Genomic DNA, 22,000 nt, shown 5'->3' on the forward strand with positions numbered 1-22,000 from the left:
GGGATGACGCTCGATTCTAGCCCGGCTGCGCTCGACCCGGAAAAGCGGACGGATGCCGCGACCGCCGGCATCCGTCCGCTCTCGGGCGCGTCGGGATTCAGGCCGTCGCCGTCGCGGTCGCGCTGGCCGGGTCGGTCGCGAGTTCCGGCTCGACGGCGCGCCGCGCGGCGAGCCATGCCGACACGAGCGTGACCGCCGACATGATCGCCAGGATCACGCCGGGATGCCACCACGCGTAGCCGGTCGCCTCGCCGAGGGTGAGTGTGAGGAACGGGACGAATCCGCTGATCGTCGCCGCCAGCGCGTACGCGAACGACAGGGCAGAGTAGCGGAACCGGTCGGGGAAGAGGTCGTTCATCAGCCCGCCGAGTGCCGCCCACGCCATCGTCGGAAGGATCCCGCCGATGAGCATCGTCGCGACCAGGAACGGGAACGTGGCGAACTGGAGGAGGAAATACATCGGGAACGTGATGAGCAGAGTGCCGACCGCACCCCACAGGACGACGCGTGCCGACCCGATGCGCGACGCCCACCCCCCGAACAGCGGGATGGTCACGAGCTGCAGGAGGCCGCCGATCGTGGTCGCGATGAGCAGGTCCTGGAAGCTGAAACCCAGCTGCTCCACCCCGTAGTTGACGGTGTAGGTGTTCATGAGCGAGTACGACCCGATGCCCAGCAGGGCAGCGCCGATCGCGATCGCCATGGCGCCGGGGCGCTTGGCGAACATCGTAATGAACGGGATGCGATCGCGGCGCCCCTCCGCCACGACGCCCTTGAACACGGGTGTCTCGGAGATCGACCAGCGCAGGTACAGCGACACCAGCAGCAGCGGGATGGCGAGGAGGAACGGGATGCGCCATCCCCACTCGGCGATCTGCTCGGCGGGGAGCACCGCGGTGAGGACGATGAACACGGCCGCCGAGAGGATCGATCCGACGGGGGAGCCGAGCTGGGGGATCGCGGCGTAGAACGCGCGCTTGACCGGGCCGGAGTTCTCGGTCGCGATGAGGATCGATCCGCCCCACTCGCCGCCCAGGGACAGGCCCTGCACGATGCGCAGCACGATCAGGAGGACGGCTCCGAGCCAGCCCGCCTGCGCGTAGGTCGGCAGGAGGCCGATCAACCCGGTCGCGACGCCCATGATGCCCACGGTCCACAGCAGGGTGGCCCTGCGGCCGACGCGGTCGCCCATGTAGCCGAAGATCACGGCGCCGATGGGGCGCACCACGAAGGCGAGCGCGATCGTCAGGAACGCCGCGCTCGTGGCGCCGAACTGCCCGAGCGGGTCGAAGAACAGCGGCCCGACGAAGAACGCCGAGAAGTAGGCGAAGAGGTAGAAGTCGAAGGATTCGAGCGAGGTTCCCACCATCGAGGCCCACGCGACTCTGCGCGTCGGGGTGGATTCGGGAACCAGAGCGGATTCGGGTGCTGCTGCGGTCACGGATGTCAATCTTGGCACGAGTCCAGAAACCCCGTCGCCGTGCTCCGCATTCCCCCCTTGCACAGCCACGGTAGACTCGTCCCAGTAGCGTCGATCCGGCCATCACCGGGGAGCTCTCGGAAGAACAGGTGTCCGCTCACGCGGATTCCCCACTAGAACCGAGCGGGTCAGGCCCGTCACAGCCGCAGTGAGAGAGGGCAGCTCGGCCCGGTCGAAGGACCGAGACGTCAAAGCAGGGTGGTACCGCGGTACGTCTGGTCACCGTTCCAGGCATGTCGTCCCCGCAGGAAGCACACGAGCGAGCACCTGCGAGAGAAGATGACCTATCCCCGCCCCTCCGCCTTCGGACCTGCGGCCGATGCCTCGGCACGCCCGGGGACCGGAGCGAGTCCCGTCGTCCCGAGCCCCCGCTTCCCCGACATCGAGCGCGAGATCCTCGCGTTCTGGAAGGCCGACCAGACCTTCCGCGCCTCGATCGAGCAGCGCGACGGCGCCGACGAGTGGGTCTTCTACGACGGTCCGCCGTTCGCCAACGGACTGCCCCACTACGGCCACCTCCTCACCGGCTACGCCAAGGACGTCTTCCCGCGCTTCCAGACCATGCGCGGCAAGAAGGTCGACCGCGTGTTCGGCTGGGACACGCACGGACTGCCCGCCGAGCTGGAGGCGATGAAGCAGCTCGGCATCACCGAGAAGAGCGAGATCGAGGCCATGGGCATCGCCGCGTTCAATGCCAAGTCCCGCGAATCGGTGCTCGCCTACACGCGCGAGTGGGAGGACTACGTCACCCGGCAGGCGCGCTGGGTCGACTTCGAGCGGGGCTACAAGACGCTGGACCTCACCTACATGGAGTCCGTGCTGTGGGCATTCAAGACGATCTACGACAAGGGTCTGGCCTATGAGGGCCACCGTGTCCTGCCGTACTGCTGGCGCGACGAGACACCGCTCTCGGCGCACGAGCTGCGGATGGACGACGACGTCTACAAGATGCGTCAGGACCCGTCGGTGACGATCACGTTCCCGCTGACGGGCCTGAAGGCGGAGGCGCTCGGCCTCACCGGCGTGCGCGCGCTCGCCTGGACGACGACGCCGTGGACCCTGCCCACGAATCTCGCCCTCGCCGTCGGCCCCGGCATCCGCTACGTGGTCGTGCCCGGGGGACCCAACGGGGCGGCCGATGTGCACCGCGACGACGAGCCCGCCGAAGCGGAGTCGCACCGCTATCTCCTCGCCGAGGAGCTCCTCGCGGGGTACGCGAAGGACCTCGGCTACGACTCGGCGGAGGCCGCACGCGAGGCAGTCGAGCAGACGATCCTCGGTGCCGACCTCGAGGACGTCACGTACGACCGTCTCTTCGACTACTACGCGGATGCCGGCATCTGGGCCACGCAGCGAGCCTGGCGCATCCTCGTCGACGACTACGTGACGACCGGCGACGGTACCGGCATCGTCCACCAGGCCCCGGCCTTCGGTGAGGACGACCAGCGGGTGACCGAGGCGGCGGGCATCCCACTCATCATGAGCCTCGACGACGGCGGACGCTTCCTGCCGCAGGTCACGGATGTCGCCGGGCAGCTCTGGATGGACGCCAACCGCCCGCTCATCCGGCGGCTCCGCCAGGAGGGGCGACTCCTCCGCGAGGCGAGCTACGAGCACTCGTACCCGCACTGCTGGCGGTGCCGCAACCCGCTCATCTACCGCGCGGTGTCGAGCTGGTTCATCCGCGTCACCGACATCAAGGACCGCATGCTCGCGAACAACGAGCAGATCACCTGGGTGCCCGAGAACGTCAAGCACGGACAGTTCGGCAAGTGGCTCGAGGGGGCGCGCGACTGGTCCGTCAGCCGCAACCGTTACTGGGGCTCGCCGATCCCGGTGTGGAAGAGCGACGACCCGGAGCACCCGCGCGTCGACGTCTACGGCTCGCTGGAGGATCTGGAGCGGGACTTCGGTCGCCTGCCGCGCAACGCGGAGGGAGAGGTCGATCTGCACCGGCCGTACATCGACGACCTGACGCGCCCGAATCCCGACGACCCGACCGGCAAGAGCACGATGCGCCGCATCGAGGACGTCTTCGACGTCTGGTTCGACTCAGGCTCGATGCCGTATGCACAGGTGCACTATCCGTTCGAGAACCAGCAGTGGTTCGACGAGCATTCGCCCGCCGACTTCATCGTCGAGTACATCGGGCAGACACGCGGCTGGTTCTACGTGATGCACGTGCTGTCGACCGCGCTGTTCGACCGGCCCGCGTTCACGGGCGTCTCGTGCCACGGCATCGTGCTCGGCAGCGACGGGCTCAAGATGTCGAAGTCGCTGCAGAACTATCCCGATGTCAGCGAGGTCTTCGACCGCGACGGCTCCGACGCGATGCGCTGGTTCCTCATGTCGAGCTCGGTGCTGCGCGGCGGCAACCTCATCGTCACCGAGGAGGGCATCCGCGCCGGCGTGCGCGAGTTCCTGCTGCCGCTGTGGAACGCCTGGTACTTCTTCGCGACCTACGCCAACGCCGCCGGCGGCGCGACCGGCGAGGGCTACCAGGCCTCGTGGCGCACCGACTCGACCGATGTGCTGGACCGCTACATCCTGGCGCTCGCGGGCGACCTCGTGCGCGATGTCGCCGCCGACCTCGAGGTGCTGGACTCGACGCTCGCCGCGGCGAAGCTCCGCGACTTCGCCGAAGCGCTGACGAACTGGTACATCCGCCGCTCGCGTGACCGTTTCTGGGTCGGCGTCTCCGACGACCCGAAGAGCCGAGAGGCGTTCGACACGCTGTACACGGTGCTCGAGACGCTGACCCGCGTCGCGGCGCCGCTGATCCCGCTCGTCGCCGAGACGGTCTGGCAGGGCCTCACCGGGGGCCGCAGCGTGCACCTTCAGGACTGGCCGGACGCCGACGCGTTCCCCGCCGCGGACGACATCCGCACCGCGATGGACGCCGTGCGCGAGGCATCCAGCGTGGCGAACGCCCTCCGCAAGAAGGAGGGCCGTCGCGTACGCCTGCCGCTGCCGGCACTGACCGTGGCGGTGGCGGATGCCGCGTCGCTCGCCCAGTTCGACGGCATCCTGCGCGACGAGCTCAACGTGAAGTCGGTCGAGCTGATCGAGCTGGGCGACGACGTCTCGACACGCTATGGCATCAGCAAGCGCCTCAGCGTGAATGCGCGAGCCGCAGGCCCGCGCCTCGGCAAGCAGGTGCAGCATGTCATCGCCGGCGCCAAGGCGGGCGTCTGGGAGGAACGCGACGGCGGCGTGGTGGTCGACGGCATCGCCCTGGAGCCGGGGGAGTACGACCTCACCCTCGAGGCGGGCGGCGTCGCCGACGGCACCGCCATCGCGCTGCTCTCGGGCGACGGCTTCGTGCTGCTGGACACCACGACGACGCCCGAGCTCGAGGCCGAGGGCCTGGCCCGCGATGTCATCCGCGCCGTGCAGGACACCCGCAAGGCGGCCGGCTTCGACGTCAGCGATCGCATCGGGCTCGGCCTGCTGTTCGACGACGCCGCGGACGCCGAGGCGGTCGCCGCCGCATTCGATGTCGCGAACGTGGCCGGCGAGACCCTCGCCGTCACGCATGCGGTGCGCTCCCGCGTGGCGGAGGTGATCGGCTCGGGCGACGGTCGCGCACCCGTGGAGTACGAGGCGGTGATCGACGCGGGAACCTATGCCAACCGCGGCGCCTTCACCGTCTCGGTCGGCCGGACGGGGGTCTCGGCATGAGCGATCGCGAGCGCCGGAGGGCCGACGCCGTCTACGAGGCGCTGCTGCAGCGGCAGGGCGAGCAGTGGGTGCAGCCGCGCGTCGAGCGCACCCGCCGCGTGCTCGAGCTGCTCGACGACCCGCAGAAGACCTACCGCGTCGTCCACGTCACCGGCACCAACGGCAAGACGTCGACCAGCCGCATGATCGAGAGCCTCGTGCGCGCCCATGGCCTGCGGACCGGGCTGTTCACCAGTCCGCATCTCGAGCGCTTCACGGAGCGCATCATGATCGACGGCGAGCCCATCGACGATGCCGCCGTGGCGGACGCGTGGGACGAGATCGCGCCGTTCGTCGACCTCGTGGACGCCGAGCTGGCGGCCAACGACGACGCGCGGCTCACGTTCTTCGAGCTGCTCACGGTGCTCGCGTTCGTCGCGTTCGCCGACGCGCCGATCGACGTGCTCGTGCTCGAAGTGGGCATGGGCGGCTCATGGGACTCGACCAACAGCGCCGACGGCGACGTGGCGGTCTTCGCGCCGATCGACCTCGATCACGCCGACCGCCTGGGCGACACCATCGCCGAGATCGCGACGGTGAAGGCCGGCATCATCAAGGACGGCGCGGCGGTCGTCTCGGCGCGGCAGGATGCCGCCGCCCAGGCCGTGCTCCGTTCGGCCGCCGCCGCGCACGGCGCCTCGATCGCCTTCGAGGGCGCCGAGTTCGCGCTGGCCCAGCAGCGGCTGGCCGTCGGGGGGCAGCAGATCACCGTGCGTGGGCTCGCCGCTACCTACGAGGATGAGTACCTGCCGCTGTACGGGGCTCACCAGGGCTTCAACGCCGCTCTCGCCATCGCGGCGGTCGAGTCCCTCGTCGGAGGCGGCTCCCAGCCCATCGCGGCCGATGTGCTCGCGGACGGCCTCGGCGGCGCGACCTCGCCCGGGCGACTGCAGCTTGTCGGCGCGAGCCCGACGGTGCTCGTCGACGCGGCGCACAACCCGCACGGCGCCCGTGCGCTCGTGACCGCGCTGCGGGAGGCCTTCGACTTCGACGAGTGGGGTGTCGTGCTCGGTGTGCTGTCCGACAAGGACGCGGCGGGCATCGTCGCGGAGATCGCCCCCGTCGCCGCGCACGTGTTCGCCACCGCGCCCGACTCGGACCGAGCCGAGGACGCCGACGCGATCGCCGACCTCGCTGAGGCGCACGACCTGCGCGTCTCGGTGCATCGCGATCTCGCGGAAGCCGCCGAGGCGGCGCGGGCGTGGGCAGCGGCATCCGATCGCCGCGCTGTCGTGATCGCCGGTTCCGTGGTGCTCGCCGGTGAGGCGCTGACCCTCGCTGCGGCGGAGGATTGGAAGGCCGGGTGGAGCGAATGAGCGCAGAACACGCACCCCGGACCCGGCGCCCGCGCGGGGCGGCCGAGTCGCTCGCGACGATCGTGCTGGGATTCGAGTCCATCATCGCCTTCCTGGCGGGACTCGTGATCTACGGACTCGGGGCCCTCCCTGCGCCGATCGCGCCGTGGTGGGGCGTGGTCGCCGGCACCGTGCTCGCGCTGCTGATGATCGCAACGACCCGGGTGGTGCGCTACCGCTGGGGCATCGTGCTCGGATGGGTGCTGCAGGGGATCATCGCACTCGGTGCGTTCCTGGTGCCGGCGCTGGCGATCGTCGCTCTCATTTTCGGCACCATGTACGGATATGCGACGATCAAGGGAGCTGCTCTGGACCGGCGCAACGCGCGGCTCGCGGCGAATCCCCCCTCATAACCCCGATCCGAAACGGAGACCCGCATGGCCACCGAAGAGACCCTCGTCCTCGTCAAGCCCGACGGCGTCGCACGCGGCCTCACCGGCGCGATCCTCGCCCGTATCGAGGCGAAGGGATACGCCCTCGTCGACATCCGTCTCGTGGAGCCTGATCGCGAGACCCTCGAGCGCCACTACGCCGAGCACGAGGGCAAGCCGTTCTACGAGCCGCTGGTCGAGTTCATGATGTCCGGCCCCTCGGTCGCGATCCGCCTGGCGGGGAACCGCGTCATCGAAGGCTTCCGGTCACTGGCGGGCACGACCGATCCCACCACGGCCGCCCCCGGCACCATCCGCGGCGACTTCGGCCGCGACTGGGGCCTCAAGGTGCAGCAGAACCTCGTGCACGGCTCAGACAGCACCGAGTCCGCGGCGCGCGAACTCGAGATCTGGTTCGGCTGATCAGCTCGTCGGCTGGCCGGCCGGAGACTCCGGCGGTCAGCCGAACAGCGTCTGCCAGATGTTGACGACCGCGTTCATCTCGAGCTGCGCGAGCAGCAGGATGATCGCGTAGCTGACGATGGCGGCCAGAGGGACCCAGGCCATGAGCCGGTCGGCGGCGGTGCGCACGCGCTCCGATGCGGGAACGAGTCCGGCCCGCAGGAGGTGCAGTGTCACCGCGTAGAACGTGGGGATGGTCACCGACCAGGTGACCATGCACCACGGGCACAGCGTGTGCAGGTTGGGGGCGTAGATGCTCTGGCCGATGAGCCAGATCACGAGTCCGAATGCGAAGGCGATCCCCAACCAAAAGCACCACCAGAACCACCGCGCGAACCGGGCGCGCGCGAGGATGGCCGTGCCGACGACGATCGGCGCGACCCAACCGGTGATTCCGAGGATGGGGTTGGGGAAGCCGAAGATGCTTCCCTGCCACGAGTCGAGGTTCGCGGTGCACTGCACCAGGACGCTGAGGTCGCATGACGCGATCGCGTCGGGATTCGCGAGTGCGTGGAATTTCTCGACCGTGAGCGAGAAGGCCGCCCACCACCCGACGACACCGGCGATCACGAGCCAGATGGCGAGTCCCGTGGGACGGGTGTGGGTCTGCTGCTCGGGCATGACTCGGATTATGGCATCGCGATCTGCACGGATGCCGCACCGGGCGCCGTGGCAATCCGCACGCCGCGGCGTGGGGAAGACGCTCGCGCGGTGCGAATGGGCATTCTGGCGGGGGAAGTGCGATAATGGGGGTCGATGACTCGCGGCCGCGCCGTGACGATCATCACCAGAAGACTTCAGGGCGACGAATGCCCTTGGCAGCGCGAGCATCCGCCTAGCGCCGGATATCCGCTGCAGACCGAGTGAGTTCGCGGCACCGCCCCGTCCGGTGGGCATGGGCGGCGCCGCACGAGATTTCGCCGGGCGACGCGCGGTGTCGCCCCGCTAGGAGTACGCCAGTGATGGCTGATGGAAACGATGCCGAATTCACCCCTCAGACCGAACCCGACGCGCCGCTGACACCAGCGGACGAAGCGGCGCCCGCCCCTGAGGCGGACACGGCGGTCGAGGCCCCGGAGACGGCCGAACCTGTTGACGCGGGGGAGTCCGCGTCGTCCGAGACCGTGACCGACGGCGCCCAGCCCGTCGACGACGCCGCGCCGGCGGATGCAGCCGACACACCGTCGGAGAGCGCCGAGCCTGTCGCAGAGCCTGGCGAGCCCACGACCGACGTCGCGCCGGCCGCCGAGTCGGCGACCTCCGCAACGACCGAGGCAGAAGCCGGCGCCGCGCCGGAGATCGAGGCCCCGCGCGATTCCGACGCCCCGGCGGAGCCGGAGCGCCTGACCGCCGTGAGCCTCGGCCTGCTGCCCGAGGACTTCGTGTCGGCCGTGTCGACGCAGCTGGTGTTCTACGCGCCCGCGATCGCCCCGCTCCCGCCGCGCTCGGGGCGTCAGCCGGAGGAGGAGCCGGAGCCGGCCGCCTCATCGAGCACTTCGCGCCGGCGCAGTCGTCGCCGCGGCGGCGAGGGCCGGGACGAGGCATCCGCCCCCGCCGAGCAGCCGCAGTCGCAGCCGCGCCAGCGTGCCGTCGAGCTCATCACCGAGCCGCAGCGCATCAAGGGATCGACGCGCCTGGAGGCCAAGAAGCAGCGCCGCCGCGATGGCCGCGAGGCCGGGCGCCGCCGCGCTGTCGTGACCGAGGCCGAGTTCCTCGCGCGACGCGAGTCGGTCGACCGCGTGATGATCGTGCGCTCGCGCAACGGCCGCGTGCAGATCGCCGTGCAGGAGGACAACGTCCTCGTCGAGCATTACGTCGCCCGCAACCAGGACGCCTCCCTCATCGGCAACGTCTACCTGGGCCGCGTGCAGAACGTGCTGCCGAGCATGGAGGCGGCGTTCGTCGACATCGGTCGCGGCCGCAACGCCGTGCTCTACTCCGGCGAGGTCGACTGGGATGCCGTGGAGACGGGCAACCAGCCACGACGTATCGAGCTCGCGCTCAAGACCGGCGACCGCGTGCTGGTGCAGGTGACCAAGGACCCGGTGGGGCACAAGGGAGCCCGCCTGACGAGCCAGATCTCGCTCCCCGGCCGGTACCTCGTGTACGTGCCCGGCGGTGCGATGAACGGCATCTCCCGCAAGCTGCCGGACACGGAGCGCGCACGCCTCAAGAAGATCCTGAAGGAGGTGCTTCCCGAATCGTCCGGCGTGATCGTCCGCACCGCCGCCGAGGGGGCCACCGAGGACCAGCTCACCCGTGACGTGCAGCGCCTCACGAACCAGTGGGAGCACATCTCGAAGCAGATCGAGACGATCCAGGCGCCCGCTCTGCTGCACTCCGAGCCGGACCTGCTGGTCAAGATCGTCCGCGACGTCTTCAACGAGGACTTCTCGAAGATGCTCATCCAGGGCGAGGACGCGCACCACACCATCTCGAAGTACCTCGAATCGGTCGCGCCCGATCTCCTCGATCGCGTCGAGCGCTACGAGGGCGAGCAGGACCCGTTCGACGCGTTCCGTGTGACGGAGCAGATCGAGAAGGCCCTCGACCGCAAGGTCTGGCTGCCGTCGGGCGGATCGCTCGTCATCGACCGCACCGAGGCGATGACGGTCGTCGACGTCAACACCGGAAAGTTCGTCGGATCCGGCGGCAACCTGGAAGAGACGGTCACCAAGAACAACCTCGAGGCCGCCGAAGAGATCGTCCGGCAGCTGCGCCTGCGCGACATCGGCGGCATCATCGTGGTCGACTTCATCGACATGGTGCTCGAGTCCAACCGCGACCTCGTGCTGCGCCGCCTCGTCGAGTGCCTGAGCCGCGACCGGACGAAGCACCAGGTCGCCGAGGTCACATCGCTCGGTCTGGTGCAGATGACCCGCAAGAAGCTCGGCCTCGGCCTGCTGGAGACTTTCAGCGAGGCGTGCGAGGTCTGCGCAGGACGCGGCGTCATCGTCCACCACGACCCGGTCGTCAAGCACCGAGCACCCGCTGCCGGCGCACCGACCTCGGGCCGCCGACCGCGCGGCGGCACACCGGCGCCCGCGAGCGGCGGATCCAACGGCACGCACGTCATCACCGAGGGCGTGAAGTCGGCGCTCGCGCAGATCGCGGCATCCACGATCCATCACAACGACGAAGCCCCGCCGGCCGAACCGGCACCCGTCGTCGAGCAGGCGCCCGTCGAACGCCCCAAGAAACAGCGCAAGAAGCGCCAGGACTCGGGGTCGAAGAAGGAGAGCCGGACCGAGAAGGACCTGCTGCTCGACTCGGTGCTGAACGCGCTCCCCGAGCCCAAGGCTCCCGGCCAGGGGCGCTCTCGCCGTCGCGTCACCACCGCGGCGCTGACGGGCACTCCGGTGCCTCACACTCCCTCCGAGGACTGAGATCCACGCGTTCCCCGCCCCGGCCTTCGCCGGAGCGGGGAACGCGTCTCTGTCGGGGGCGGCTCGGCTCGCTAGGGTGGTGGCGGGGAACGGGGGGCGCCATGGCCCGATACGTGTTCGTGACGTGGGACGGCGGCGGCAACCGCGTGCCCACGATTGCGATCGCCTGTGCGCTCGTGCGGCGCGGACATGACGTGCGAGTGCTCGGACACGACTCGCAGGGCGGCGCCTACCGCGCCGCCGGGCTTCGGTTCACGGAGTACGCGAGCGCTCCGGGCTTCGTGCTGGATCCGCGCCCGGCGGGGATGCTGCGGCTCGTCACCGACCGGGGCATCGCCGACGACACCGTCGCCCAGCTGGTGGCAGATCCCGTGGACGTCGTCGTCGTGGACTGCATGCTGCTGGCCGTCGTGGACGTCCTGGACCGCATGGAGCAGTGCTTCGTCGTCCTGGAGCACACCATGCACGAGTTCCTGGCGCCCGGCTTCCGGGTGCTCGGCGCCCTGACGTGGCCACGCGGCGTGCGGGTCGGCGGGCCGCGGGCGCGCGCGGCGCCGATCCTCGTGGCATCCGTCCCCGGGCTCGCGGTTCCCTTCCCGCGCCAACCGGAGCTGTCTGCTGCGCGCGGGACCGTCGTCTACGCCGGCGCGATGACGAACAGCGTCGACGCGGTGCCGGCGGAGCCGACCGTCGTGGTGAGCCTGAGCACGTTCGGCTTCGCCGACCTCGTCGCCACGTGGCAGCGGGTGCTCGACGCCGTCGCCGGGCTGGACGCTCGGGTCGTGGCGACGCTCGGGCCGTCCGTGACAGCCGGCGAGGTGGCCGTGCCCGAGGGCGTCGAGGTGCACGAGTGGGTGCCGCACGACGAGCTTTTCGCACACGCGTCACTGGTGGTGAGCCATGGCGGCCACGGGACCACGCTCGCGGCGCTCGCACACGGGGTTCCCGTCCTCACCCTTCCGCTGGACGCGACCTCCGACCAGCCGCGTATGGGCCGCGCGGTCGCGCGGGCCGGCGTCGGCTCCACGATGTCGCGCCGGAGCGAGCCCGCGGCGATCCGTCGCGCGATCGAGCGGGCGCTCGACGACGAGCCCCTGCACGCCCGTGCGCGTCGCCTCGGCGAGGCCATCCGCGTGCTCGATGGCCCGTGTCGTGCGGCCGACGTGCTCGAGCTGTCGGCATCCGCTCCGCGTTGACGGTTCAGCGGCGATCGCGCGCCCGCACCCGCAGCCCGGACGCGATGAGCCGCCTGACCAGCTCGTGGCCGCTGACGTGCTGCGCACCCGCCGCGATCAGCCGCGCGTGCGCCTCTTCGGGCACGTCGTAGTGGTCGAGGTCGAAGCCGCGGCGCGGGATGCCGTTCGCCGCGGCGAAGGCATGGAGCTCGTCGAGGTCCGAGTCGGTCACCAGATGCGCCCACAGACGCCCGTGTGCCGGCCAGCGAGGATCGTCGATCAGGATGGCCACGTGCAGATCCTACGGGGACGCCGCGACACGGCGGGGGCGTGCTTTCGCGGACTGATCGCGCATCTGATAAAGTAGACCCTTGGTGCGTCGAGATATCCGCGCCAAGTCTTGGATGACGTCATGAGCGCGTGCGCTCCCAGAAGAAACAGGTGTGAAGTGGTTTACGCAGTTGTGCGCGCCGGAGGCCGGCAGGAGAAGGTCGAGGTCGGCACGATCGTCGTCCTCGATCGCCAGGCCGCCAAGGTCGGCGACAAGATCGAGCTCCCCGCGGTGCTCTTCGTCGACGGTGACTCCGTCACGACCGACGCGGACAAGCTCGCGAAGGTCACCGTGACCGCCGAGGTGCTCGGTGAGGAGCGCGGCCCGAAGATCGTGATCCAGAAGTTCAAGAACAAGACCGGTTACAAGAAGCGCCAGGGGCACCGTCAGGACCTCACGCGCGTCAAGGTCACCGGCATCAAGTAAGTCCAGGAAGAGACGCAGAGATGGCACACAAAAAGGGCGCAAGCTCCACCCGCAACGGTCGTGACTCCAACGCTCAGCGACTGGGCGTCAAGCGCTTCGGCGGCCAGCAGGTCCTCGCCGGCGAGATCATCGTCCGTCAGCGCGGCACCCACTTCCACCCCGGCGCCAACGTCGGCCGCGGTGGCGACGACACGCTGTTCGCCCTCGCCGCAGGCGCGGTCGAGTTCGGCCAGAAGGGCGGCCGCAAGGTCGTCAATATCGTGGCGGCCGCGGAGTAATCCAGCCAGTCGCACAGACTTCCGGAAGGGGCGGGCTTCGGCTCGCCCTTTCCCTTTATCGCTTTCCCGCACTGCCGGAGAGCAACCAGAGCTCAGGGGGACCGCATGGTCACGTTCGTCGACCGAGTGACGCTGCATCTGCGCGCCGGCAAGGGCGGCAACGGCTGCGTGTCGGTCAAGCGCGAGAAGTTCAAGCCGCTCGCAGGCCCTGACGGCGGCAACGGCGGCCACGGCGGTGACGTCGTGCTCGTCGCGGACCCCCAGGTCACGACGCTGCTGTCGTACCACCACTCACCGCACCGCTCCGCGGGCAACGGCGGCTTCGGAATGGGCGATCACCGCTCCGGCGCGGCCGGGGAGTCGCTCGAGCTGCTCGTCCCGGTCGGCACAGTGGTCAAGGACGAGTCGGGCGAGACCGTCGTCGACATGATCGAACCCGGCATGCGCTTCGTGGCGGCTCCCGGTGGCCTCGGCGGGCTCGGCAACGCCGCACTCGCCAACCCCAAGCGCAAGGCGCCGGGCTTCGCGCTCCTCGGCACGCCCGGCTGGGAGGGCGACGTCCTCCTGGAGCTCAAGACCGTCGCCGATGTCGCGCTCGTCGGCTACCCCTCCGCGGGCAAGTCCAGCCTCATCGCGGCTGTCTCCGCCGCTCGGCCCAAGATCGCGGAGTACCCCTTCACCACACTGCACCCCAATCTGGGCGTCGTGCAGGCGGGGGAGCAGCGGTACACCGTCGCCGACGTCCCCGGCCTGATCGAGGGCGCCAGCGAGGGCAAGGGACTCGGGCTCGAGTTCCTGCGCCACGTCGAGCGCTGCACCGCTCTCGTGCACGTCCTCGACTGCGCCACGCTCGAACCCGGTCGCGACCCGCTCAGCGACCTCGAGGTCATCCTGGCCGAGCTGGCGGCGTACCCGGTCCCCGAGGGGCAGACGCCGCTGCTGGAGCGCCCGCAGCTCATCGCACTCAACAAGATCGACGTGCCGGAGGCCAAGGATCTCGCCGACCTGGTGCGCCCCGATCTCGAGGCACGCGGGTTCCGCGTCTTCGAGATCTCCACGGTGAGTCATGAAGGTCTGCGTCAGCTCACGTACGCCCTGGGCGACATCGTCGCGGCGCATCGTGCCGAGCTGGCGGCGGCGCCCGCGCCCGAGCGGATCGTGATCCGCCCGCGCGGCTCGGAGAAGGAGTTCTCGGTGCGTGTCGAGGGCGGCACGTACGGCAACATCTACCGGATCCTCGGCGACAAGCCGGTGAAGTGGGTGCAGCAGACGGACTTCCAGAACGAGGAGGCCGTCGGCTACCTGGCGGACCGGCTGCAGAAGCTGGGCGTCGAGGACCAGCTGTACCGCGCCGGCGCGACGCCGGGCGCCACCGTCGTCATCGGCGAGGGCGACGGCATCATCTTCGACTGGGAGCCCTCGATCTCGTCGAACGCCGAGCTCATGACGGCGCCGCGCGGCACCGACCCGCGCCTGCTGCGAGACACCCGCCGCACCACGTCCGAGCGCCGCGAGAAGTACCACGACATGATGGATGCGAAGGCCGAGGCCCGCGCCGAGCTCGAGGCCGAGCGGATCGCCGAGCGCTACCGAAACGAGGAGGACGCGGAGTGAGCGCGCGCGAGCGCCGCGATCTCGCGGCAGCCCGCCGGGTCGTCGTCAAGGTCGGCTCGTCTTCGATCAGCGGCGACAACGCCCACAAGATCAAGCCGCTCGTCGACGCACTCGCCGCCGCCCACGGTCGCGGTACCGAGGTCGTGCTCGTCTCGTCCGGCGCGATCGCGACGGGGATGCCGTACCTCCTGCTCGACGAGCGCCCGAGCGACCTCGCCACGCAGCAGGCGGCAGCGGCGGTCGGGCAGAACGTGCTCATCTACCGGTATCAGGAGGCGCTGCGGCCGTTCCGGATCGTGGCCGGCCAGGTGCTGCTGACGGCGGGCGACCTCGAGAACCCGACCCACCGCTCCAACGCCCGTCGGGCGATGGAGCGGCTCCTGGGCCTGCGCATCCTGCCGATCGTCAACGAGAACGACACCGTCGCCACGCACGAGATCCGATTCGGCGACAACGACCGGCTCGCCGCCCTCGTCGGACAGCTGATCGGCGCCGACGCGCTGCTGCTGCTGAGCGACATCGAGTGCCTCTACACCCGTCCGCCTGACGAGCCCGGCGCCCGGCCCATCCCGCACGTGACGTACGGCGACGATCTGCACGGCTTCGAGTTCGGCTCGGTCGTCGTCAACAGCGTCGGCACCGGGGGAGCGGCGACCAAGGTGTCGGCGGCGCGGCTGGCCGCGGCATCCGGGATCGGTGTGCTCGTCACCAGCGCGGACCTCGTCGGCGAGGCCCTGTCCGGCGCCGAGATCGGCACGTGGTTCCAGCCCAACCCCGAGCCGACGGCGCCCGCCGCCACCGGTCCGGTGCGCACGGCGGTCGATAGAATGGGCGGATGACCACCACCGCCACCACGGCACGGGAACGGATGCTGCTCGCGAAGGATGCCGCGCGCAGCGTCGGCCTTCTCGGCGACGACGCCAAGCGTGATGCGCTGCTGGCGATCGCCGATGCGATCGAGGCCGCCGCCCCGGAGATCGTCGCCGCCAACGCCGACGACCTGCGGCGCGGAAGCGAGAGCGGTCTGACCACGGCACTGCAGGACCGGCTGCGTCTGGACGAACCCCGCGTGGCGGCCCTCGCCGCCGCGGTCCGTGAGATCTCCCAGCTGCCCGACCCCGTCGGCCGCGTCCTCGACGAGCGCACGCTCGCCAACGGGGTGTCGCTCACCAAGGTGTCGGTGCCGTTCGGCGTCGTGGGCTCGATCTACGAGGCTCGCCCGAACGTCACGGTCGACATCGCCGCTCTGGCGCTGCGCTCCGGCAATGCGGTGGTGCTGCGCGGAGGCACGGCCGCCGAGCGCACGAACGCGGCCCTCGTGCGCGCGATGCGCGGGGCGCTGGCCGACCGCGGCCTCGACCCGGAGGCCATCCAGACCGTCGACGAGTTCGGACGTGAGGGCGCGCGCGAGCTGATGCACGCCCGCGGCATCGTCGACGTGCTCGTTCCCCGCGGCAGCGCGCAGCTGATCGAGACCGTGGTCACCGAGTCGTCCGTTCCCGTCATCGAGACCGGCGCAGGCGTGGTCCACATCGTCCTCGACGAGACCGCGCCGCTGGAGTGGGCCCGTGACATCGTGGTGAACGCCAAGACCCAGCGCCCGAGCGTCTGCAACGCTGTCGAGACGGTGCTCGTGCACCGCGGCGCCGCCGATCGCTTGGTCGGCCCCGTCGTCGCGGCGCTGCAGCAGAGCGGCGTCACGGTCCACGGCGACGAGACCGTGGGCAGACTCGCATCGGGCATCGTCCCCGCCACGGACGAGGACTGGGCGGCCGAGTACCTCAGTCTCGACCTTGCCATGCGGATCGTGGACGACCTCGACGAGGCGCTCGCCCACATCCGCCACTACTCGACGCATCACACGGAGTCGATCGTGACGCAGGATGCCGCCAGCGAGGCGCGCTTCCTCGCAGAGGTCGACTCGGCGGTGGTCATGGCCAACACCTCGACACGCTTCACCGACGGCGGCGAGTTCGGATTCGGCGCGGAGGTGGGCATCTCGACCCAGAAGCTGCATGCGCGCGGCCCGATGGGACTCGCCGAGCTCACCAGCTCGAAGTGGCTCGCGCGGGGTGCCGGGCAGGTCCGCGCGTAACGGAATAGACTTGACCAGTCCCGCGTCCCCGCGGCGAACCCGAACGGAGCCCGAATGACACTCGCCACGATCATCGCCCTCGCTGCCGAGGAGACCGAGCACCACGGCAACGTCGCCCTCGAGACCGTCGGGTACGGCGTCATCGCGATCGTGGTCTTCGGCGCGCTGGCACTGGTGACGCTGTCGTACCGCAATGTGGCGAACCGTCACTCGCAGAAGGCCGAGGCCTACGCCAGGGCCCACGCGGACGACGTGCAGCGAGCGGGGCACGGCCACTGAGGTCCCCTGCATGTCGGTGACGACAGCCCCCAGGGTCGGAGTGATGGGCGGCACTTTCGATCCGGTCCATCATGGGCACCTGGTGGCTGCCAGCGAGGTCGCACAGTGGTTCGACCTCGACGAGGTCGTCTTCGTGCCGACGGGGGAACCGTGGCAGAAGGCCGACGTCTCGCCGAGCGAGCACCGCTATCTGATGACCGTCATCGCCACGGCATCCAACCCCCGATTCACCGTCAGTCGCGTCGATATCGACCGCGACGGACCCACGTACACCATCGACACGCTCCGCGATCTGAAGGCCCAGCGCCCGGACGCGGAGCTGTTCTTCATCACGGGCGCGGACGCCATAGCGCAAATTCTCAGTTGGAGAGACCATGATGAGTTGTGGGACCTCGCCCACTTCGTGGCTGTATCCAGGCCCGGACACGTTCTGAACACCGACGGTCTGCCCAGCGACGACGTCAGCCAGCTCGAGATCCCCGCCCTCGCGATCTCGTCGACGGACTGCCGTGATCGAGTTCAGCGAGGACACCCCGTGTGGTACCTCGTGCCAGACGGGGTCGTCCAATACATTGCGAAGCATCATCTCTACCGGAGCAAGGAATGAGTACACCCGAGCACCCGGCAACGCCAGCCCTCACCCGCAAGCAGATCCGCGAACTGCGGAACACGGGATCCACTCCCGTCATCACTGCGACCCCGACGTCCGACGAGCCGGTCGACGACGCGGACACGCCCGCCGAGGCCGTTCCGGTCGCAGCGGCGCCGGTGGCACCGCCTCCCTCGCCCTTCAGTGAGGTTCCCGCCCCCGCAGCGCCCGTGACCGCGGCACCGTTCCCGCGGCCGGCCGAGCCGGCCGCTGTCGCGCCCGCCCCGGTGCCTGACTCCGCGGTCGACCTCGGAGTCTCCCCGCTCACGCGCCGCCAGGCGCGCCAGCAGGAGCGCATCCGCACCGCGTCGGTGCCCGTGATCACCCCCGAGGTCGTCGCGGCGCACGCCGCCGCATCGACGGGCGCGGCACCCGCTTTCGCCTTCCCGGCGGCGCCCCCACCGGTCGCGCCGTTCCGCGAGCCGGAGAGCCCCCTGGTCACGGCACCGCCGGACGACTCGCAGGTGTCGACCGACAGCGGGATGCACGCGCTGTTCGGCCTGCCGCGGGAGTCCGCACCCGAGGAGACCGCTCCCGCCCCGCGCTGGGACGAGCCGGCAGCAGCGGCGCCCATCGCCGTTCCCTCGTTCACCGCCGCACCGCAGACATCCGCGGCGCCCGAACCGGAAGCCGAGCAGTTCTCGGCCGTCTTCGGCGATGTCGCGAACACGGACGACGCGGTCGACGAAGAGGCGGCCGAGGAGCAGGTCGCCGTGCCGAAGGCGGTCAGCCCGCTGCTGGGCGCCAGCCTTCTCGATGAGGCGCCCGTCGCCGGCGAGCCGACCGCCGTCGAGTTCCCGCCGTCGTTCGACCAGCTGCTGTCGCGCACCACCGGGTCGATCGCGATCCCGAACACGCTGATCGTGTCGCAGGCGCCCGAAGTGGCGCCGCTGGTGGCTCCCGTCACCGCCACGGGCGAGGTCATCGTGACCGGCACGTTCAACCTTCCCGAGGGGCTCGGCTCGACGGGCCGTGCCAAGGGCACCGCCGACGGCAAGGAGATCGACGCCACCCTGGTGGACGGCGAGCTGCCCTCCCACTCGTCGCCGACGCCGATCGCGGCCAGCGCCGCCGTGAGCACGGTCAAGATGCCCGGCGACGTCATCAAGCCGCCCACACCCGAGAAGGGCGGCAAGCTGATGATGTCGCTCGCCATCACAGCGGGCGTCCTCGCCCTCGCATTGGTCGGCGTGCTGATCCTCGCCTTCGTGACAGGAGTCTTCTGATGGTCGCGAGTGTGCAGTCGCATGACATGCTCCAGATCGCCGCAGCAGCGGCGGACGCGAAGGGCGGCGAGGACCTCGTCGCCCTCGACGTGTCGGAGCCCCTCCCGCTGGTCGACATCTTCCTGCTCGTCACCGGTCGCAGCGAACGCAACGTCGCCGCCATCGCGGACGAGATCGAGGACAAGCTGCTCGAGGCCGGCCACAAGCGGCTGCGCCGCGAGGGCCGGCAGGAGTCGCGCTGGGTCCTGATCGACTTCGGCGACCTCGTGGTGCACGTCTTCCACGAGGAGGAGAGGGTCTACTACGGGCTCGAGCGCCTGTGGAAGGACTGCCCCCTCGTGCCCGTCGAACTTCCCGCGCCGGCGGCCGCCGAGGACTGATCCTGGTTCGGAGCACGGCTCGGAATGTTGTAGGCTAGACGAGTTGCCCCGCGAGAGCGGGAGCAGCGTCTGGGCCTGTGGCGCAGCTGGTAGCGCACCTGCATGGCATGCAGGGGGTCAGGGGTTCGAGTCCCCTCAGGTCCACCGAAAAAGGCCGCCCGATCAGGGCGGCCCTTCGGTTTGCCCGCCGACGCCCACGGTCCGGCGGGAACGGAGATCGCGGGTCATCCCTGCATCCGCGGGTCCTCGGTCGGGTCCGCGTACGGCGCGGGGCATCCGCTGCCGACGGCTTCCCGGCGCAGTTCGAAGTGCCATGATTCGTTGCCGTACGTCTGGCAGAGTCCGTACGCGTCGCCGTTCTCCGACATCCAGGCGACGGCGTCGAATGAGCCGATGTCGACGGCTTCTCCCGCGACGTGCGCCGAGGTGGCAGCGGTGGCCACCCACCGGGCGGCCTCGGCCTCGGATCCGTACTGCGACACCGCCTGCTGGAGGAGCTCGTCCTGGTATTCGGGGGAGCGCCACCCGCTGTTGACATGGATCACGACGCCCTGCCGCCGGGCGTCTTCCGCCGCCCGCCGCAAGGCGTCGAGCAGATCCGGAGACAGCTGGGTGATGCCCGGGTAGGCGCCGTCGAACACCGTGACGCCGTCGGGAAGGATGCCGTCGTCCTCGGTGACGACGCCGTCGGCTGCGACATCCGCGGGGCCTTGCGCCGGGACGCCCGAACCGGACTCCCGCGCGAGAGCGCTGCCCGGGAAGGATCGGTCGGCGCCGGCTGCAGACTGGTGGAGCGCCGCCCCGACAGAGACCGCGCACACGACGGCCAGTGCGGCGATCACTGCCCACAGGGCGGCGGAGGGCTTCAGGCGTGCGGAAGCAGTTCGAGACATGCTCCCACTCCACACGCGCGCGCGTTGCGACGGCGTATGCGGTTTCGCATAGGGGGACGATATGCGCCGACTCGTACCATCGGAGCATGCGCGTGCTGGTGGTGGAAGACGAACCTCTCATGGCCGAGGCCATCCGCGACGGCCTGCGTCTCGAGGCCATCGCGGCCGACATCGCGGGCGACGGCCACACCGCGCTCGAGCTGCTGAGCATCAACCCCTACGACATCGCCGTCCTGGACCGCGACATCCCAGGGCCGTCCGGCGACGAGATCGCCGAGCACATCGTCTCGTCGGGCAGCGGCATCCCGATCCTGATGCTCACCGCCGCCGACAGGATCGACGACAAGGCTACGGGCTTCGGGCTCGGCGCCGACGACTACCTGACGAAGCCGTTCGATCTGCAGGAGCTCGTGCTCCGCCTGCGCGCCCTCGATCGCCGCCGTGCGCACAGCCGGCCGCCCGTGCGGGAGATCGCAGGACTGCGGCTGGATCCGTTCCGGCGCGAGGTCTATCGCGACGACCGCTACATCGCGCTCACCCGGAAGCAGTTCGCGGTGCTCGAAGTGCTGATGGCCGCCGACGGCGGGGTCGTCAGCGCGGAGGACCTGCTGGAGCGGGCCTGGGACGAGAACGCCGACCCGTTCACCAACGCGGTGCGCATCACGGTCTCTGCCCTCCGGAAGCGACTCGGAGAACCCTGGGTGATCGCCACCGTTCCCGGAGTCGGCTACCGGATCGACGCGGACGGAAGTGCCGGTGGTGATTAGGGAGCCGGGGCTCAGCGTCCGGCTGAAGCTGACCCTGAGCTACGCGGCGTTCCTGATGGTCGCCGGCGGGGTGCTGCTCGCGATCGTCTGGGTCTTCCTGCTGCGCTACGTGCCCAACGGGCCGATCACCGGGCCCGGTCCGTTCGTGCCGAACCGTGGCGACCTCATCCGCGCCTTCGCCCCGGCCGCCGTCTGGGCGCTGCTCTTCCTGCTCGCGTTCGGACTGCTGGGTGGATGGTTCCTCGCCGGGCGGATGCTGGCGCCGCTGCGACGGATCACCGAAGCCACCCGGCTCGCGGCGGGCGGTTCGCTGTCGCACCGGATCGAGCTCGAAGGCGCCGACGACGAGTTCCGCGAGCTGGCGGACAACTTCGATGCGATGCTCGCGAGGCTGGAGGCGCACGTGGCGGAGCAGCGCCGGTTCGCCGCCAACGCCTCGCACGAGCTGCGCACGCCGCTGGCGATCACGCGGACGCTGCTCGACGTCGCGCGGAGCGATCCCGATCGCGACGTCGACGAACTGATCGAGCGACTCCGCATCGTCAATGCCCGGGCCATCGGCCTCACCGAGGCGCTCCTGGTGCTGAGCCGGGCGGATCAGCGTTCGTTCCGCCGCGAGCCCGTGGATCTGTCGCTGATCGCGGAGGAGGCGGCCGAGGCGCTGCTGCCCCTCGCGGAGGCGCGCGGCACGACCCTCCGCACGCACGGCACGGTCGCGCCCGCGTACGGATCGCCCGCGCTGCTGCTGCAGCTCGTGTCGAACCTGGTCCACAACGCGATCGTCCACAATCTCCCGCACGGCGGCACCGTGGATCTTGTGACGACCGTGCAGGCGGATGCCGCCGAGATCGTCGTCGAGAACACGGGTGAGAAGCTCAGCCCGCAGCTCGTCTCAACGCTGACCGAGCCGTTCCGGCGGGGCAGCGAGCGGGTGCGCACCGACGACCATGCCGGCGTGGGGCTGGGACTCGCCATCGTCCGCAGCATCGCCGACGCTCATGGGGGGACGCTCAGCATCGCCCCGCGCCCCGATGGCGGTCTGCGGGTGACGGTGCGACTGCCGCAGCACGGGTGAGGGCGCGGATCCACCCATTGCGTGCATCCGTCCGGTCG

Annotated in this window: 21 protein-coding genes and 1 tRNA gene; 18 read left to right on the forward strand and 4 right to left on the reverse strand. The window is 70.2% G+C overall.

Annotated features, from left to right (window positions below; all coding sequences use genetic code 11):
• Positions 1-97: 97 nt before the first annotated feature.
• Positions 98-1,441 (reverse strand): MFS transporter, encoded by a 1,344-nt coding sequence (locus tag MRBLWS13_RS01945; protein ID WP_349427405.1) that lies wholly within the window; start codon positions 1,439-1,441, stop codon positions 98-100.
• 318 nt (positions 1,442-1,759) lie between these two features.
• Here MRBLWS13_RS01945 and ileS point away from each other — a divergent pair, with 318 nt between their 5' ends.
• From ileS to ndk, 4 genes are read left to right on the forward strand one after another with little or no spacing between them, the layout of a single operon-like run.
• Positions 1,760-5,161 (forward strand): isoleucine--tRNA ligase, encoded by a 3,402-nt coding sequence (ileS, locus tag MRBLWS13_RS01950; RefSeq protein ID WP_349427406.1) that lies wholly within the window; start codon positions 1,760-1,762, stop codon positions 5,159-5,161.
• The gene (locus tag MRBLWS13_RS01955; RefSeq protein ID WP_349427407.1) at positions 5,158-6,516 is read left to right on the forward strand and encodes a folylpolyglutamate synthase/dihydrofolate synthase family protein; all 1,359 of its coding nucleotides are present in this window, start codon (positions 5,158-5,160) and stop codon (positions 6,514-6,516) included. Before ileS ends, MRBLWS13_RS01955 begins: the two co-directional genes overlap by 4 nt.
• Positions 6,513-6,908, forward strand: a complete 396-nt coding sequence (locus MRBLWS13_RS01960) for a DUF4233 domain-containing protein (protein WP_349427408.1) — start codon at positions 6,513-6,515, stop codon at positions 6,906-6,908. The genes MRBLWS13_RS01955 and MRBLWS13_RS01960 overlap by 4 nt, the downstream gene beginning before the upstream one ends.
• 24 nt (positions 6,909-6,932) lie before the next feature.
• The gene (ndk, locus tag MRBLWS13_RS01965; RefSeq protein ID WP_308867112.1) at positions 6,933-7,349 is read left to right on the forward strand and encodes a nucleoside-diphosphate kinase; all 417 of its coding nucleotides are present in this window, start codon (positions 6,933-6,935) and stop codon (positions 7,347-7,349) included.
• 36 nt (positions 7,350-7,385) lie between these two features.
• Here the strand turns inward: ndk and MRBLWS13_RS01970 are convergent, their stop codons facing one another.
• Positions 7,386-8,009 carry a vitamin K epoxide reductase family protein gene (locus tag MRBLWS13_RS01970; protein ID WP_349427409.1) on the reverse strand — a complete coding sequence of 208 codons (624 nt, stop codon included), beginning with the start codon at positions 8,007-8,009 and terminating at the stop codon, positions 7,386-7,388.
• 341 nt (positions 8,010-8,350) lie between these two features.
• Here MRBLWS13_RS01970 and MRBLWS13_RS01975 point away from each other — a divergent pair, with 341 nt between their 5' ends.
• Together MRBLWS13_RS01975 and MRBLWS13_RS01980 are read left to right on the forward strand one after the other, a co-directional pair.
• Positions 8,351-10,774 (forward strand): Rne/Rng family ribonuclease, encoded by a 2,424-nt coding sequence (locus MRBLWS13_RS01975; RefSeq protein WP_349427410.1) that lies wholly within the window; start codon positions 8,351-8,353, stop codon positions 10,772-10,774.
• Between the two features lie 101 nt (positions 10,775-10,875).
• Positions 10,876-11,970 carry a nucleotide disphospho-sugar-binding domain-containing protein gene (locus MRBLWS13_RS01980; RefSeq protein WP_349427411.1) on the forward strand — a complete coding sequence of 365 codons (1,095 nt, stop codon included), beginning with the start codon at positions 10,876-10,878 and terminating at the stop codon, positions 11,968-11,970.
• 4 nt (positions 11,971-11,974) lie between these two features.
• On the opposite strand, the gene MRBLWS13_RS01985 is transcribed toward MRBLWS13_RS01980, so the two are convergent.
• Positions 11,975-12,241, reverse strand: a complete 267-nt coding sequence (locus tag MRBLWS13_RS01985; protein ID WP_349427412.1) for a DUF4031 domain-containing protein — start codon at positions 12,239-12,241, stop codon at positions 11,975-11,977.
• Between the two features lie 156 nt (positions 12,242-12,397).
• Between MRBLWS13_RS01985 and rplU the strand changes: the two genes are divergently transcribed.
• The 10 genes from rplU (at position 12,398) to MRBLWS13_RS02035 (ending at position 19,371) form a co-directional block, all read left to right on the forward strand.
• Complete coding sequence (gene rplU, locus MRBLWS13_RS01990) at positions 12,398-12,706, forward strand: 50S ribosomal protein L21 (protein WP_308867116.1); 309 nt, start codon at positions 12,398-12,400, stop codon at positions 12,704-12,706.
• A gap of 20 nt (positions 12,707-12,726) precedes the next feature.
• Positions 12,727-12,984, forward strand: a complete 258-nt coding sequence (gene rpmA / locus MRBLWS13_RS01995) for a 50S ribosomal protein L27 (protein ID WP_168914038.1) — start codon at positions 12,727-12,729, stop codon at positions 12,982-12,984.
• A 105-nt stretch (positions 12,985-13,089) separates the two neighbouring features.
• Positions 13,090-14,598, forward strand: coding sequence for a GTPase ObgE (gene obgE / locus MRBLWS13_RS02000; protein WP_349427413.1), 1,509 nt, complete (start codon positions 13,090-13,092; stop codon positions 14,596-14,598).
• Positions 14,595-15,437: a glutamate 5-kinase gene (gene proB / locus MRBLWS13_RS02005; protein WP_349427414.1), complete on the forward strand. Its 843-nt coding sequence runs from the start codon at positions 14,595-14,597 to the stop codon at positions 15,435-15,437. The genes obgE and proB overlap by 4 nt, the downstream gene beginning before the upstream one ends.
• Positions 15,434-16,693: a glutamate-5-semialdehyde dehydrogenase gene (locus MRBLWS13_RS02010; RefSeq protein ID WP_349427415.1), complete on the forward strand. Its 1,260-nt coding sequence runs from the start codon at positions 15,434-15,436 to the stop codon at positions 16,691-16,693. The genes proB and MRBLWS13_RS02010 overlap by 4 nt, the downstream gene beginning before the upstream one ends.
• Before the next feature lie 54 nt (positions 16,694-16,747).
• On the forward strand, positions 16,748-16,972 hold the full coding sequence (locus tag MRBLWS13_RS02015; protein WP_349427416.1) for a hypothetical protein: 225 nt from the start codon (positions 16,748-16,750) through the stop codon (positions 16,970-16,972).
• 10 nt (positions 16,973-16,982) lie between these two features.
• Positions 16,983-17,579: a nicotinate-nucleotide adenylyltransferase gene (gene nadD / locus MRBLWS13_RS02020; protein ID WP_331905657.1), complete on the forward strand. Its 597-nt coding sequence runs from the start codon at positions 16,983-16,985 to the stop codon at positions 17,577-17,579.
• Positions 17,576-18,847 (forward strand): hypothetical protein, encoded by a 1,272-nt coding sequence (locus tag MRBLWS13_RS02025; RefSeq protein ID WP_349427417.1) that lies wholly within the window; start codon positions 17,576-17,578, stop codon positions 18,845-18,847. Before nadD ends, MRBLWS13_RS02025 begins: the two co-directional genes overlap by 4 nt.
• On the forward strand, positions 18,847-19,227 hold the full coding sequence (rsfS, locus tag MRBLWS13_RS02030; protein ID WP_349427418.1) for a ribosome silencing factor: 381 nt from the start codon (positions 18,847-18,849) through the stop codon (positions 19,225-19,227). The genes MRBLWS13_RS02025 and rsfS overlap by 1 nt, the downstream gene beginning before the upstream one ends.
• A 71-nt stretch (positions 19,228-19,298) precedes the next feature.
• Positions 19,299-19,371, forward strand: a tRNA-Ala gene (locus MRBLWS13_RS02035).
• An 80-nt stretch (positions 19,372-19,451) separates the two neighbouring features.
• Here MRBLWS13_RS02035 and MRBLWS13_RS02040 read toward each other — a convergent pair.
• The gene (locus MRBLWS13_RS02040) at positions 19,452-20,120 is read right to left on the reverse strand and encodes a M15 family metallopeptidase (RefSeq protein ID WP_349427419.1); all 669 of its coding nucleotides are present in this window, start codon (positions 20,118-20,120) and stop codon (positions 19,452-19,454) included.
• 86 nt (positions 20,121-20,206) lie between these two features.
• Between MRBLWS13_RS02040 and MRBLWS13_RS02045 the strand changes: the two genes are divergently transcribed.
• Both MRBLWS13_RS02045 and MRBLWS13_RS02050 read left to right on the forward strand, forming a co-directional pair.
• Positions 20,207-20,887 carry a response regulator transcription factor gene (locus MRBLWS13_RS02045; protein ID WP_349427420.1) on the forward strand — a complete coding sequence of 227 codons (681 nt, stop codon included), beginning with the start codon at positions 20,207-20,209 and terminating at the stop codon, positions 20,885-20,887.
• Complete coding sequence (locus tag MRBLWS13_RS02050; RefSeq protein ID WP_349428960.1) at positions 20,880-21,962, forward strand: HAMP domain-containing sensor histidine kinase; 1,083 nt, start codon at positions 20,880-20,882, stop codon at positions 21,960-21,962. Before MRBLWS13_RS02045 ends, MRBLWS13_RS02050 begins: the two co-directional genes overlap by 8 nt.
• Positions 21,963-22,000 lie beyond the last annotated feature (38 nt).

The organism is Microbacterium sp. LWS13-1.2 (assembly GCF_040144835.1).
Lineage (GTDB): Bacteria > Actinomycetota > Actinomycetes > Actinomycetales > Microbacteriaceae > Microbacterium.